The organism is Balneola sp. EhC07 (assembly GCF_001650905.1).
Lineage (GTDB): Bacteria > Bacteroidota > Rhodothermia > Balneolales > Balneolaceae > Balneola.
The window spans coordinates 233,927-249,496 of sequence record NZ_LXYG01000012.1 but is presented as its reverse complement, the minus strand read 5'-3'; the positions used below and the strand labels follow the sequence as shown (position 1 = coordinate 249,496).

Annotated in this window: 9 protein-coding genes; 2 read left to right on the top strand and 7 right to left on the bottom strand. The window is 39.0% G+C overall.

The genetic code is table 11. The features are described from left to right. Window positions 1-997: 997 nt before the first annotated feature. Window positions 998-3,076: a TonB-dependent receptor family protein gene (locus A8B79_RS05310; protein ID WP_082894062.1), complete on the bottom strand. Its 2,079-nt coding sequence runs from the start codon at window positions 3,074-3,076 to the stop codon at window positions 998-1,000. A 153-nt stretch (window positions 3,077-3,229) separates the two neighbouring features. On the opposite strand from A8B79_RS05310, the gene murI reads away from it, so the two are divergent. Beyond that, window positions 3,230-4,036 carry a glutamate racemase gene (gene murI, locus A8B79_RS05305; RefSeq protein WP_066219005.1) on the top strand — a complete coding sequence of 269 codons (807 nt, stop codon included), beginning with the start codon at window positions 3,230-3,232 and terminating at the stop codon, window positions 4,034-4,036. Between the two features lie 195 nt (window positions 4,037-4,231). Continuing rightward, complete coding sequence (locus A8B79_RS05300) at window positions 4,232-6,511, top strand: S9 family peptidase (protein ID WP_066219002.1); 2,280 nt, start codon at window positions 4,232-4,234, stop codon at window positions 6,509-6,511. Window positions 6,512-6,724: 213 nt separating this feature from the next. Here A8B79_RS05300 and A8B79_RS05295 read toward each other — a convergent pair whose 3' ends face one another. The 6 genes from A8B79_RS05295 to A8B79_RS05270 form a co-directional block, all read right to left on the bottom strand. After that, the gene (locus tag A8B79_RS05295; RefSeq protein ID WP_066219000.1) at window positions 6,725-9,925 is read right to left on the bottom strand and encodes a VPS10 domain-containing protein; all 3,201 of its coding nucleotides are present in this window, start codon (window positions 9,923-9,925) and stop codon (window positions 6,725-6,727) included. A 67-nt stretch (window positions 9,926-9,992) separates the two neighbouring features. Continuing rightward, the gene (locus A8B79_RS05290) at window positions 9,993-12,476 is read right to left on the bottom strand and encodes a zinc-dependent metalloprotease (RefSeq protein WP_066218998.1); all 2,484 of its coding nucleotides are present in this window, start codon (window positions 12,474-12,476) and stop codon (window positions 9,993-9,995) included. A gap of 105 nt (window positions 12,477-12,581) precedes the next feature. Beyond that, entirely contained in the window at window positions 12,582-13,457 is an 876-nt protein-coding gene (locus A8B79_RS05285; RefSeq protein WP_066218995.1) for an alpha/beta hydrolase family protein, read from the bottom strand. A gap of 9 nt (window positions 13,458-13,466) precedes the next feature. Beyond that, window positions 13,467-14,306 (bottom strand): pseudouridine synthase, encoded by an 840-nt coding sequence (locus A8B79_RS05280; RefSeq protein WP_066218992.1) that lies wholly within the window; start codon window positions 14,304-14,306, stop codon window positions 13,467-13,469. Next, the gene (gene scpB / locus A8B79_RS05275; RefSeq protein WP_066218989.1) at window positions 14,306-15,043 is read right to left on the bottom strand and encodes an SMC-Scp complex subunit ScpB; all 738 of its coding nucleotides are present in this window, start codon (window positions 15,041-15,043) and stop codon (window positions 14,306-14,308) included. Before scpB ends, A8B79_RS05280 begins: the two co-directional genes overlap by 1 nt. A gap of 119 nt (window positions 15,044-15,162) precedes the next feature. After that, window positions 15,163-15,546 (bottom strand): GxxExxY protein, encoded by a 384-nt coding sequence (locus A8B79_RS05270; protein ID WP_066218987.1) that lies wholly within the window; start codon window positions 15,544-15,546, stop codon window positions 15,163-15,165. Window positions 15,547-15,570: the final 24 nt, after the last annotated feature.

Genomic DNA, 15,570 nt, shown 5'->3' with positions numbered 1-15,570 from the left:
AATCAAAGAATAGAATATAATTTTGGAGCTATTCATTTTATCTATTGCTGCAATATTGAGTCACCATTTGAATCAACAACTTTCCCAAATGTTAATTCATTGAATAAATTTATTGATAATGGTTTTATAAAGTCAATACTATCGACGGTAGATATGCTAATATGATTTACCCCAGTGAACTCGTTTACCATTAAAGATTTCAAAATAGCATTAGTTTCTTCGAGTAATTGAGAATTAAAACATGCTGTAAAAATAAAAAACTAGCAGAAAATTTTTGCTCTATTAATTATAGACTTCATTTTTTCTCTCGCTAATTAACAGCCTAATCTAAAGAGTATTCAAAGCATTATTTGTTACAAAACAGATAGATACGCTTAGTGCTTAATATTCTAGTAAAAAGTCGAACATAGTATTTAGCTAAACCTATTAAAACCTGCCGATTTCAGAAAAAGCTTCCAGCTACAGCGACCTTTGGAATTATTGGCGAGACAAGAACGCAATGGAATCGACGGCTCCGCAGGAGCAATCATTACATTCTGGCTGATTTGTAAATATGTTCAGTTTGAACGAGGACCTTTTGTAATGATTAGTCGATGTAATGGAGTTCGCGCCAATAATTCTTGTCGGGAGTTTTTGGTACTGGAGCCTGTGCTGAGGAAGCTCAGTATCGGTACAAAAGTACACAGAGCCAAAGTACTGAATCCTGTATACAAGTTTAACTTAGCACAAGGGTACCTACTTTTGTCTTGATACAAAAGTAGCAAAAGATCAAGCCAAAGTATTTAAGACGGGTTCACTGATCCTGCGCTGAATAATCCTAAAGGTCTTCGCTCATTCTGAGAAAGTTACTATACTACTCACCAGAAAGGATTATTCCTGCTTTGCAGACGCCTCCGGATCATGCTCTCTTCTCCGTCTTAAATCCTAAGGGCGAGTTTTCTTAGAACTATCCCTATAAACCGTCAACGAATTTCATGACATCCACAGAAATGACAACTTACTTAATCAAATAGTTGATTTTAATCCCCCCAAACCAATTGATTCCCGGAGCGGGTTGGTAAAAACGATTTCCAAAAGCATTTATATCGTAGCCTAAACTGTATTGTTGATCGAGCAGGTTATCGACGCCGGCGTAAATATCCAGATCGAATTTCTCTCCCAGTATTTGCTTAAAACCGAATTTTCCTTTCATCAAATGATAGGGATCTGAGTACACTGTATTTCCATCGGTTAATGGAATTTCATCTGTGTAATTGTAGGATAACAGTCCGTATAAACCGATATTTGTTTCTGCTGAAAGAGATGTGAAAAAGGTATGTGGAGCCACGCCTGGTAACCGGTTATCCGAAAAATCATCTCCCTCTTTTACATAGTTATCATATTTGAAATTATGGAAAGTGTAAGAGCTTTGAATTTCCAGCAAATTTAAAAAACCATTCTCATTATTGATGGCAATCCAATTGGTGGAAAATTCAAATCCGGTTTGATTGGTACTTCCTGCGTTTGCGAATGCTAATGTTCCGTCGCGTTGCGATTCTGTAAGTACAATACTTTCCTTCAACTTGAAATAGAAGATAGCCAGATCATATCTGAAAGAACCATTTCCAGTATTTCCACGAGTTCCAATTTCGTAATTGATTCCTTTTTCGGGTTCCAGATTTTCGTTTAACTCGCCATCATTAGTCCGGAATTCTTCCAGTGTTGGTGGTGAAAATCCAGCGCTTATACTGGCATGGAGGGTAGTAAAGTCAGTCAATCTTTTTGCAATCGCAATCCGGGGCAAAATAGCTGTTTCAAAATTCTTGGATATCAGATTCGGATCTACACCGCCTTCCTTAGTTGCTACTCTGGTTACATCGTAGTTCACTCTGTTTATACTAATTCCTGCGTTGATGAACACTTCTCCGGGAAGATCCAGCTCTCCCGTCAAATATACGCTTCTGTTCTTGATCTCGATCTCGTCTTCGAAATTCAGAGTATCTCTTATTCCTCCATCATTTTGGTAATTTCTTGCGTTATTATTCCCAAAATGATTTTCAGCTCCTAGTTTTAGTTTAAGATCTGTATCTCCGAATGTATTCTTGTATTGCACCCAAGGTCTACTTCCCCAACTTTTTCTGCTTTCACTTTTATAATCGAAATTGAAAGGATTTTCGAACTTACTGATGTTTGCAAAAATATTGGTTCCACCTGACCAGTGTTCTGACCACTCGCTTTCTATGTTTGCGCCAATGATAAAATCTTCCTGATCTATTGATGCATTTTGTTCCACACTTCCTGCTCTGGCTTGTGTGGGATCATCCTGAAATTGTTGCAGATTTAGTCCACCGGGAATACCGTAATTCAAATTGGAATACAATGTGGAAACACTCACCAAAGCATTTGAAGGCGTAAACACTTTCACTCCGGATTCAAATGTTCTTCGCTCAAAAAAAGATTGGTCTCTGTATCCATCAGAAACCTGAGAAGCATACTTGTACTGAGAGATCATACCCTCTTTTTTGGTGTTGTATTCTCCTCCGTATTTGAACAACCCAAAATCACCAACCGAAGCATCAACTATTCGCTCTGTTTGCGGGTTTTTCGGAAAGCTGTTGATCAACAAAACACCTCCTGTCCCCGCTCCATATATACTTCCTGCAGGTCCTTTGATTACCTCGACTTGTTTGATATTCTGATTGTTCAACAAATTAAGCGGTGTACTTCCGGATGGCAACGTGAGTGGAAAGTCATTCCAGTATACTTTCACATTTCTGACTCCAAAAGGTGAACGAATTGCACTTCCTCTGATGGCGATTCTGTAACTTCCCGGAGCCCGTTCGTCCATTTTTACACCGGCTACAGAGTTAAGACCATAAACCAATGACTGATCACTAAATCCGTTGATAAGTTTATTATCCAAATAAGAAATGGAGCCCGGAGTTTCCATAATGCTTCTGTTCCCGCTAAAACCAACCACGGTAATCTCATCCAGTTTAGCTTTCAGAGTGTCGGGATTATCTTGAGCAGCGATCTCAAATCCGAATGAAGTAATAAAAACTGCTAATAAAATTTGTAGATGTATTTTTCTAATCAAAAAAATAAGATTCTATATTGTGGAACAATTTTGTCGGGAATTGATCTATGAAATATTAATATCAAATACCTAAATCATAATAAGATAGATGGAGTTCCGGCAAAACTCTATTACATTTCCATCACATTCAGTAATAAATTATAAACACAGCTAGTGAGTACCAATAGTAAAGCACCCATTGGAATTTTTGATTCCGGAATCGGAGGATTAACCGTTGCCAAAGCAGTAGCGAAAGCTTTGCCTAACGAAGATATCATCTATTTTGGAGATACCGCTCGTGTGCCTTATGGAATAAAGTCTGAAGAAACTGTCCGTGAATACGCTCTCCAAATCACTGACTTTTTACTTTCAAAAGGCGTTAAAATGATCCTCATTGCCTGTAATACGGTTTCGGCTTCGGCAAAAAATGAAATTAAAGAGAAAACGGGTTCTCTTCCTGTTTTAGATGTGATTACATCCGGAACGGAAATGGCGTTATCGCAAACTCCCAATGATCATGTTGGAGTGATTGGCACATTAGCTACGGTTAATTCCAAAGCTTATGAAAAGTCCATTCATGCGCTGGATTCTAAAATAAAAGTAACGCAGCAAGCTTGTCCATTGTTGGTTCCTTTGGCTGAAGAAGGCTGGATCGATAATGAAGTCGCTACAAAAACTTTGGAAAGTTATCTGTCTGTATTTGATAACTCAGATATCAACTCACTGATCTTGGGTTGTACGCACTATCCTCTTTTCAAGAAAGCTATTCCTTCTATCCTGAAATCAGATACTATCAAAATTATAGACTCTGCTGATTCTATAGCCCTCACTGCAAAGAACACTTTGAATGCCCTTGAGCTTTTGAATACCGAAGGTGGTGATTTTCAGTGCTTTGTAAGTGACCGGCCTCAACGTTTTCAGGAATTGGCAGAGCGGTTTTTAGGTCGTAAGATCTCTGACGTTGTAATTACCCATCTTTGATTTTTCAATATGTCATTTCTGTATCTATTTCTGTAGGCGCATAAAATCTTACGCGCCTACAGAAACGATATATCTAAACCTTTCTTCCCCAAAAACCATTTACGCAATTTGACGGTAACTTAATTCAGAACCCTTATATTTAAAGACTAACTATCTGCGACATCTTCAGCAGAATAACATAAAACACATTCTCTTATGAAAAGGTTATTTCAATCGATTTTTACGCTGATACTTTTGGTATCACTTTCAAGTGTTTCAAACGCCCAAACAGGTTTGGAACTTTATGCAAAGATGGGCGAGCGTGGCTTTGTCAATTTTGACGGTTCCAGCTTAAGCTGGCTTCCCGGCGATCTTGGCTACATGGAAACAGAAAAAGGCGAAAATGGCAATACTGTTTTTTATAAAGTAGATCCGAAGACAGAAAAAAGGACATTACTGTTTGACAAAAAAACTACTGATGCTCTGATCAGCCAATATAATACTGCTGCAGATGCTGATGTTTCTGCATTGCCTTTCGATCGTTTTGAATTTGTAATGGATGATAAAGCCATTTTCTTTACTCAAGATGAAGTTGATTACGTATTTGATCTTAAGGACAGAAAGTTAAGAAAGCTGTACAAGCCTGAAGTAGAGCGTCCTCTTTATACCGACGAATTAATGAGAGGCATGGAAAGAAGTCAGCTTTGGAATGGAACCTATTCTCATGACTATACCAAGTTCGCTTATATCAAAGAATATGACATCTACGTAGTTGATACCAAGACCAAAGAAGAAAAACGTCTTACTTACGGAAGTGAAGAGAAGATGAACGGGCGACCAAGCTGGGTTTATCCTGAAGAATTTGGTCAACGTGAAGCATATTGGTTCTCTCCTGATAACTCAAAGATCTCTTATTTACAGTATCAGGAAAAAGACGTTCATCAGTTTCCAATAGTTCACGAGCTAACATTTGAAGCCGGACTAGAGCAGATGAGATATCCAAAAGCCGGAGAAACCAACCCTACCGTAAATCTGTTTATTGTTGATATTGCAACGGGTGAAATCGAGCAAGTGCCAACCAACAGCGATCCTGATACATATATTGTAAGACCGGTTTGGAGAAATAACGGAAGTGAGTTGACTTTTCGTCGCTTGAACAGAAAACAGGATCATCTCGAACTTCTGGCTTATGATATCAAAACCAAAAAAGTAAGAACCATTCTTGAAGAAAAAGAAGATGCTTATATAGATCTTCATGACAATTTTATCCAGCTGGATGACGACAAAACTTTTATCTGGACCTCTGAAGTAAGCGGATACAATCACGTCTATCACTATGATTTCAGTGGTAAGCTCATCAATCAGGTTACTAAAGGTGATTTTCCGGTCGGAAATATTGAAAATGTAGATCAAAAAAATAAAAAGGTCTATTTCACAGCTTACCAAAACATGGGCTTAGACAGCTACTTCTATTCCGTTGATATGAATGGAAAGAATATGAAAAAGCTCTCAAATGGTGATGGTCGACATAATGTAAGCATGAATGAAGCCGGCGAATATTATGTGTGCTCACATTCTTCTTTCGATTCTCCATACGAAGCCAATTTATATGATAATAAAGGGAAGATGGTCCGCAACATCATGAAAGCAGACATCAGTAATGTGGAAGATGCAGGACTTGAGAAACCTGAGTTCACAGTTATGAAAGCTGCAGACGGGGAAACAGATCTTCCGGTTCTTATATATAAACCAAAAGATTTTGACCCGTCAAAGAAATACCCTGTTCTATTACCACTTTATGGTGGTCCTGGTTCTCAGGATGTTTCCAACACCTATAAAAACTACGATGGCTATCAAAGAATGGCACAGTTAGGTTTTGTAGTTGTACGAGCAAATTACCGTGGCTCCGGAAATCGTGGTAAAGAATTTCAAACTCTTCATTACGGCAGACTCGGAACCTTAGAAATTGATGATTACGCGGCTGTAATTGAGCAAGTTACTGAACGTGATTATGCTGATGGAGATCGGGTTGGTGTGTATGGTCATTCTTATGGCGGATATGCAACTGCATTACTCATGCTTCGCTATCCTGACATCTTCCAGGTTGGCGTTTCAGGAGCTCCTGTTACCGATTGGAGAAGTTATGACACTATTTATACTGAGCGCTATATGAACACACCTCAGGCGAATAAAGAAGGCTACGATGTTGGTTCTGCAATGACATATGCTGATCAATTGAAAGGGAAGCTGCTTCTGATTCATGGTTCCATTGATAACAATGTTCATCCTGCCAATACTACTATGTTGGTTGATGCTCTTATCAAAGCAGACAAAAACTTTGACTTGATGATGTACCCCGGAAACAGACACGGAATTCGAGGAGCACACGGGCGCCATTATCAAAAACTGCGTCTTCAGCATTTGATCAATAACCTGAATCCAGAAATAACAAGTCAGGATGAAGTTGATGTTGACCTTATCTGGACGAATGAATAATTGAATAACTCATGAGGATATTCTATGTGGTATCCTCATTTACTATTCATTGATGGCAAAACATATAGTTTCACAAAAAAGGCTGCAGGGATAATTCATGAATTATCCCTGCAGCCTTTTTTAATATGCATAAAAAATCCCCTGATCATTTCTGATCGGGGGATTTACGTCAATAACATTCCAAACTAAAATTTGAATATTGGTTATTCAAACTTAGTCCATATCTACAGTTTTGAACTCTTTAAATGGACTGAAATCAGCATTCTCCATTGCCTGTTGATATGCCGGCCAGTCTTCAGTAAAGAAAGCGTTGATCTTCGTAAGTGCTTTCTCAACTTCTTCTTCAGCTAAACGAAGCAGATTCGCTTCCGTAGTTCCCGGACCGTCATAATCGTTACCTAAATAACGGAAAGGACCAAAGATCGCCTGCATGGTTGTTGGTTCAGGATTTCTCGTAATACCCTGACGATCATCAGATTTGCCAAACACCATATTCATGAGATCTTCTATCTTTTTCTTGATCTCTTTATTGGCTTCATTGATCTCCTTCAACTCTTTTTTAGCACGAGTATCAGCTTTTGCAAGAGCTTCATGTGTTTCCACTATCGCTTCTGCATCAATTAACTGATCTGTTGCCTCCGCTAAAGTTGCGCTTAATTGTGATACCTGATCTCTCAATTCAGCTGTTTTTCTAAGAGCAGCCATTGTAACTTCGATCCGTGGATCACTCATTACTTTTACTGTCGTTGAATCAGAGAATTCACCATAAGTAAACTTAACTTTGTAGGTTCCGGGTAATACATCTCCACCTGAAGGTTCCGGAGCGTTTGGACGTGCTTTACGTCTGCTAGCGCCGCGTATCCCTGCCTTATCCATTCCCCATGATGTTCTGTTTATACCATCATGCTCAGGAGTTCTTTCAAAAGTTCGGATCTTTTCACCTGACATATTGAAAACCTCTACTGTCACTTTTTCTTTTTTATCAGATGACTTCATTTCGTTTTCATCACCATCCTTTTTCAGCATTTCGCTGTTTACGGAATACGTTAAACGCGCACCACCTGATCGGTTTTCCCCTGCAAAAACACCATCTGCCGAGAATCGCATGCCTCTGGCTTGTCTCCAATCGGCTTGATAAGCATCCGGAGCCGCATAAACTCTGATCGCTTTATCTAACTCATCAATACCATTTTTAGCAAGATCTCTTAATGGTCGGATATCATCCAGAACCCAAAATGCACGTCCGAATGTTCCAATTACCAAGTCATGTTCGCGCGGATGAATTACCATATCATAAGTAGATACGGTTGGGTATCCATTTGTCCATTTGGTCCAGGCTTTTCCTCCATCAATACTTACATAAAGTCCAAGCTCAGTACCTACGAACATAAGATTTGGTTCCACAGGGTCCTGAACAAAGGAAAGTGCATAGCCTTCCATACCTTTGTCTTTGGCTATGTTTGTCCATTTTTTGCCGTAGTCTTTGGTATGCATTACATACGTTCCCCAATCATCACGACGATAATTATTGATCACAGCAACAGCTTCACCTGCATTGAATTTGGAAGCTTTTACTTGAGCCACCCAGCTACCTGAAGGAATTCCTTTTATGTTTTTAGTAAGATCTGTCCAGTTCTCTCCACCATCTCTTGTGATATGAACTTTTCCATCATCTGTACCTACCCAGATCAATCCTTGCTCAAGAGAACTAGGTTCGATTGCCAGAATAGTCGTAAAATTTTCAGCTCCGGTAGCATCCATGGTGATACCGCCACTTTCATGCTGCTTTTGCTTTGTGGTATCGTTTGTAGTCAGATCCGGAGAAATAATTGTCCAGGATTCGCCACGATCATCACTTTTATGAACATACTGAGAGCCGAAGTAGATCGTCTCTTCATTAAAAGGGTCAAAATTTACAGCTGAATTCCAGTTGAATCGTAAGTTCTCTCCATCCGGGTGTGTAGGTCGAACAAAACGTCCGGCTCCGGTTTCAAGATCTACTCTACCAATGTTTCCTTGCTGTGACATTGCAAAAACGTAGCGATCGTCACTTTGATCCATGATCACATCAAAACCATCACCAAAATAAAGTTCTTCCCAATATGCATTTCTGATACCGCCGGAACGCCAAACATATGCAGGTCCTTGCCACGAACCATTATCCTGCATTCCACCATAAATGTTGTAAGGAATTCTGTTATCTACATTTACATGATAAAACTGCCCAACCGGAATATTGTTAATGAATCTCCAGCTATCTCCTCCATCATAAGTAATGTTTAAACCACCATCGTTACCATCTATCATGAATCCACGATTATCTTTGCTTAACCAAAAAGCATGATGATCAGGGTGAACCCAATTATAGTAAGGGTACAGACTTTCAAACGAACGAGCACCGTCAGTGCTTTTCGAGATGTACGTATAAATACTGTACACTGTGTTCTCATTGAATGGGTCTACATATATTTCTGCATAATAAAACGGTCTGTTACCAACTTGTCCGTCCTTTTCAACGGTTTGGCGAAGCTCCCATGTATAGCCTCCATCATCAGATCTGTAAATTGCATTCTTTTTTGATTCAACGTGAGCGTAAACAACATCTGTATTACTTGGAGCTATAGCAATTCCCATTCGTCCTAATTCTCCTTCGGGAAAACCATCCTCAGAAGTCACTTCTTCCCAGCTTTCGCCACCATCTAAGGTCATATACAGTCCTGAACCTTCTCCACCGGATTTAAAAAACCAAGGCCATCTTCTGAATTCCCACATTGCCGCAAAAATCTTATTCGGATTGTTTGGGTCCATTACCATATCACCGATACCAGTTCGAGTGTTTATATACAGAATCTTTTCCCAGGTTTTTCCTCCATCAGTAGTTTTAAAAACACCCCGATCTTCACTGTCTCCCCAAGCTGATCCTTGTGCACCGACAAAAACAACATCCGGGTTTTCCGGATGAATGATCACACGATGGATGTTTCGGGTTCCTTCCAATCCCATCAATTCAAATGATCGCCCGCCATCAATACTCTTATATATTCCTGCTCCACTACTTTGACTATTTCTTGGATTTCCTTCACCTGTTCCAACCCAAATGATACTTGGATTTTTTTGATGAATATCGATCGCACCGATTGAAGCAGCTCCATAATCATCAAAGATAGGTTCCCATTTAATTCCTCCGCTCTCTGACTTCCAAACTCCACCGGAAGCTGATCCTACATACATGATGTCGTTATTAGATTCTACAACATCAATGGCAGTAATTCTACCACTCATACCAGCCGGACCTACGTTTCTTGGCTCCATTCCCTTCAGGAGGTCCATATCCAACTGCTGAGCCTTTAAGTCGCTACTGCCCACCATTAGTGAGAGAACTAATACAAAACTAATCGTAAATAATTTTTTCATAACTGTTTATTTGTGTTTATAAAAAAAGGGTAGCGTTCTGCTACCCTTTAATTTGAAAAGATTTTATTTAATCGTTTCCATCAAGAATCTCATCTATTCTTGCCCTGGCATCTTCAAAATGATTTTTAGTATCTCTGTTAAGAGATCTACCAGCTAGAGCACTGTTTATATCTCTTTTTAAGATTTCAAGTTCATTCCTTACGATCGGACGAATATCAGATTGGCTTACATCTACCGAACGGCCAAAGAAACCGGAAGGCTCTTCGTTTAGTAAATTACCCATTACTTCAATATAAGCACGCTGTAAATGACGTCTGTGAATTCCGGTATTTTGCTTTGCTCTGGCTTCAGACCAAATACCATTTCTCGTAGCGTCCATCATTTCAGTAATTGTATAAGTATCACCATCAGCACGAGCTTCTGCTTCCACTAATCTTGCGAGCCTGTCCGCTCTCATCAGATTATTAAGAACGCCAACCTGAGCACCACGGAATGTTTCAACTGCACTGGATTGATTAATTCTGTTCAGGATGTCTTTATTGAATGCCCATGTTGGAGTAGCAAATGCATGTTTATTCAGAAAGTCCATTGCTCTTCGTTGATCTGATTCTGAAACCAGCTCATAAACTTCGCCGTCTTGGTCATAGGTTTTATATGTTTGATAAACTCCACCAACATAAGTTGTAACATGTCCCATATATCTTCTCCACTGACCAAGAACATTGTTATAAAGCTCAGCTAAATCTGAAAACTCTTCTCCGTCACGATCTGTCCATGTAACCAGATTTTCAGTAATAACCTGAAGGTTTGCGAGTCCAAGCTCACTTGCTCTCATCGCATCATCACCGATCGCTTCAGTTTGAGAACGTGGATCAGCACCATTTGAGTAACCGAACCAATATAAAGGATCATCACCGTTAGCAACTATCCACTCATTCAGGATCTCGTTCTCATCATCCGCTTTTTCGATATCAGGAAACCAAGTATAACCCCATTTGATGGACCATTTGTCATATTCGCCAATTTGCGGGTAATACTGAGTTACGCCATCACCGGGTTGTGCGATATAATTAAAACGCGCATAATCCATAATAGATGGAGCTGTACCGTGCGTAGATGTAAACTCAGGATCACGTAGCTGTTCAACAGTGTAACCTACACTTGAACCCATGTTGTGAGGTAAACCAAGTGTATGTCCAACTTCATGTGCCATAACAAAACGAAGCATGTCACCCATGATATCATCAGACATTTTTACATTTCTGGCATCAGGGTTTGATGCAGCAGTCTGAATAAAGAACCAGTTTCTTAAAAGGTTCTGGATATTATGATACCAAAGGATATCGCTTTCAAGAATTTGCCCTGTTCTTGGATCATGAACATGAGGTCCTTGTGCATTCTGAATAGGATTGGTTATGTAACGCATTACAGAATAGCGAACGTCTTCCGGTGAAAATTCAGGATCTTCTTCCGGCGTTGGAGCTGCTTTACCTACGATGGCATTCTTGAAGCCTGCTGCTTCAAATGCAACATTCCAGTCGTTCACACCTTCTATCAAATATGGAATCCATTTTTTGGGTGTAGCCGGATCCAAATAATAAACGATCTGCTCTTCAGGCTCAACTAATTCACCTCTCAAATACGCTTCTTTGTCTTTAGGCACTAACTGATATCGGGTAATAAATCGGTTTGTAGCTGCTCTATGCTCGTCAGAACTGTAATCGTACTGACCAATTGAGAAATAGCCTACACGCTGATCCCAGTTTCTTGGCTGAGCCGGCTCTTCCGGTAACAGAATCATAGACTGGTTCATTTCCAATGAAATAGTATTGGTAGAACCATTATCAGGAGGACTGGAAGCATCGTATGTTAATACATGACGTACTTCGATATTTTCAGGATAACTTGACATTCTTTCAACAAAAGAACGACTTCCGTCTAATCTCCTTACTTGGAAATTTCTTCTTTGGAAGCTACTTAAACCGCTTATTAAGGCAACATCTGAAGTATAAAGGCTGGTAACATCTACAACAATACCGGTTGTATCTTTGTTGTTGGCCTCGATCTTGAACGAATAAACTACCGGTTCAAAATTATTATTCTTTACAGACTTATAGATCGGATCATCTTCGTTAGCAACACTTGAGTATGAAACATGACGCAACAAAATATTGTTGTCTTTTCTTTGCCACCTTACTACTTGTTGTCCACGAGCTTTCTGTCCTGCGCCGCCAAAACTTAAATTTTGTACAGAACCTGCTACACGACTAACCAGTAGCATTTCTCTTTCTAACATTTCATTGGGGATCTCAAAGTAATATTTGTCGTCCACTTTGTGCACGTTAAACAAACCTTCGTCTGTTTTAGCGTCTTTAGTGATCACTTCACTGAATTTTTTAAGATCACCTTTTTTCGGTGATGGTCTTTTTGTAGCTGATGAGCTGTTCCCTGAATTTGTAGCTGCTCCGGAAGATTTACAACCAGAAACAACTAGTACAAAACAAAGGGAGAGGGCGAAAAACCTGCCCATTAATTTAATACCGTAGTTCATTTCTTACTTATTTATTTAAAATTTCAAAAGTAAGATAAAGTGAGACTATGCTAGGAGCTAATCAAGTTTATTATTTAAGTAAGGTGTAAAAAGTTTAAAAGGAGTTTACTTTAAATACTGTCTGAACCATGCTCCGGTTAGATCCACTAATTCCTTAAACTGAGGTGGGAAAAATTCTTCTTCAAATGGATGAGACGCACCAAATGTGTGACCGGCTTTTGCGATAAGCCTCAACTCTTTTTCTTTTGAGCCACATGCAATTTCTAACTCTTCAGAATTAGATTGAGCTACATCCTCATCTTTTCTTCCATGAATGAATAAACTTGGTATTACAAGTTCCTTTACTCTTCTGAGAGCAATCAGACGATCAGCATTTTCCTTGGTATCATCGTACCAACTCTTGTCTACTTTCATATCCTGTCCGGTTCGGCTGTTTTTATAAATGGTAAAGCCTTTATCTTCCCAATCAGAGATTTCTTTTTCACTGAAACGATCTAAGTAATCTGCAACAGCTGCCCATGTCACTAAACATTTAACAGATTCATATTCTGCTGCCGCTGCAATTGCTGTATGCCCGCCTCTGGAATGCCCTACAATTCCAATTGAATCTGTATTCAAATTGGAGTGTGAATCATCTATTTCACCCGTTTGAAGAGCTCTTATTACAACACCGATCTCGTCCAGATCTTTAGTGAGTGTGGATTTCTGAAATAGATCGAGTCGTTCATATTCAGTTCTTCCATTACCAATTCCGTTATGAGAAAAATTGATCGCCAGAACTCCAAAACCATGTCTGGCCATATCTTCACAAGCATCCGGAAATGGACCCCAATCTTTAAACCCTTTAAAGCCATGTAGAAATATAATAACAGGGAAATCTTTTCTCGTACCACTGATTGGTGAATACAGATCATACTTTATTGGGAGGTTTTCTTCTGTAAGAATTTGTCCCGACGAGATCGATAAATTATCATATTCCATTACAGCTTGTTATTTTTTAAAATCTAAAGTTTCTAATTTTACGAGCTCACGGATGTTATTGACTTCTTTTTGCCTTAGGTAGCGCCACCTACCCATTTTAACTCCTTTTAAATTAAGGCCCGCATATTCAATACGCTTAAGCTTAGTAACTTCTGTCCCAAAATGTTCCACCATCCTACGAATAAGCCTGTTTCGCCCCTCAAACACAGAAAGCTGAAAAATTTTCGGAGCATCCATGAACCGTTTTACATTGTGTCCTTTTGCGTCTCCGTCTTCCAGAGGAATTCCTGTTTTGAACATACTTAACTCTTCATCAGACAAAATTCGTTCCGTTTCCACTTCGTAAGTCTTTCTGACACTGTAACTTGGATGCATTAAACGGTGAGCCAGATCTCCATCGTTTGTTAGAATAAGAAGGCCGGTTGTGTTTCTGTCTAATCTACCAACAGGATATACTCTTGCGCCGGTTGCATTTTCAACTTCATCCAAAACGGTATTTCTGCCTTTTTCATCATCCGTTGTTGTGATCGTATTTCTGGGCTTATTTAAAAGCAGATACACAAATGGCTCAAGCTGAATTTTTTGACCGTTTACCTCAATCACATCCTGACGCCGAACTTTGGTTCCCATTTCGGTAACCTTTTTGCCATTCACTTTTACTAAACCATCTGCTATATATTGATCAGCTTCCCTTCGACTACACAAACCTGCATGAGCAATGAATTTGTTGATCCTGATTTCTTCGTCTTGTGAGTAATTCTGATCTACGCGATTTGGTGAAGTCCCCGATTTTTTCTTTTTAGTATCTTTTTTTCCTTTGGCCGGTCCTCGTCCTGACTTCTTATTCATTATTCCTCTTCATTTTTTGAGTCATTTTCATTTTCTTCATCTTCATAATTATCCTCTGTCTCATTCCCTTCTTCAGGATCTTCTTTTATTTCAATTGAGCCATCTTCTTCCTCTTCCATGATCATAGATTGTTCCAGCAACAACTGACGATGCTCTGCCATATCATCATCTTTAAGTATTTCTTCAATTTCTCTTGGCTTCGGAAGTTCCTCTACAGAATTGATGCCAAAGTGTCTCAGAAAATGCGAAGTGGTAGTGTAAAGCAACGGTTTTCCGGGGCTGTCAGATCTTCCGGAAACTTCGATGAGTGCTTTTTCCATTAACTGACGAAGAATATACCCTGAATCTACTCCACGGATTTGATCGACTTCCGGTTTAGTAATCGGTTGCTTATAAGCTACAATTGCAAGGCTTTCGATTGCTGATTGAGAAAGTTTTCTGTAAGCATTTTCATGTTGAAAAATACTCAACCAATAATGGAATTTTTTCTGAGTTACAAAAGTATAACCTTTGGCGATACGCTCGATCCTGAAACTTAAACCGTTTTCATCGTATCTGGTGTTCAGTTTATCAACAAAATCACTAACTGTGTCTTCAGAAATTTCTATTTGTTCTTCATTTTCGACAATGATGGATTTGATTTTCTGTCCTGAAATAGGCTCTTCACTGGCAAAGATCAGCGCCTCAATAACTGAAGATAATCGTGTTCCATCTACAAATTGATAATCGTTCTTCATTTTAGTAAACCACAGAGGTCACAAAGTTTATAATAGTTTTTCTTTCTTGTTCAATCTTATCCATAGAAAATAATCGCTGTTTATATTTTGATATACTTTAAGCGAAAAAACTCAAAGATTTAATTTATGATTCTTTTTACTCCATGTTTTAAATACTTCACATTGAAGTTAATAAGCAAACCTAACTTAAACCCGCCCATTTTTAAGTAGCTTAAAACCTGCGCCATGTGAATATTATTTAATTCTTCTACCGCCTTTAACTCTACTACTAATTCCCTCTCCACTAATAAATCGATTCTGTAGCCACAGTCTAATTCAATATTTTTATACTTGATTGGCATTGGTTTCTCTTTTTCCACATTTAAGCCCTTTTCAGTTAGAGAATAAAACAAACAAGCTTGATATGCCGATTCTAAAAGGCCAGGTCCCAGCTCTTTATGAACTTCTATTGCCTCACCAATTACAACCTTAGACAATTTGTTTAATTTCTCCATTTCTAACATAACAAACCTTTGTGCCCTCTGTGG

What these genes read in the sequence shown, in the direction of transcription:
- A8B79_RS05300 (WP_066219002.1), top strand. Translation starts at nt 4,232, where the DNA reads ATGAAAAGGTTATTTCAATCGATTTTTACGCTGATACTTTTGGTATCA.
- A8B79_RS05295 (WP_066219000.1), bottom strand. Translation starts at nt 9,925, where the DNA reads ATGAAAAAATTATTTACGATTAGTTTTGTATTAGTTCTCTCACTAATG.
- A8B79_RS05290 (WP_066218998.1), bottom strand. Translation starts at nt 12,476, where the DNA reads ATGAACTACGGTATTAAATTAATGGGCAGGTTTTTCGCCCTCTCCCTT.
- A8B79_RS05285 (WP_066218995.1), bottom strand. Translation starts at nt 13,457, where the DNA reads ATGGAATATGATAATTTATCGATCTCGTCGGGACAAATTCTTACAGAA.
- A8B79_RS05280 (WP_066218992.1), bottom strand. Translation starts at nt 14,306, where the DNA reads ATGAATAAGAAGTCAGGACGAGGACCGGCCAAAGGAAAAAAAGATACT.
- scpB (WP_066218989.1), bottom strand. Translation starts at nt 15,043, where the DNA reads ATGAAGAACGATTATCAATTTGTAGATGGAACACGATTATCTTCAGTT.
- A8B79_RS05270 (WP_066218987.1), bottom strand. Translation starts at nt 15,546, where the DNA reads ATGTTAGAAATGGAGAAATTAAACAAATTGTCTAAGGTTGTAATTGGT.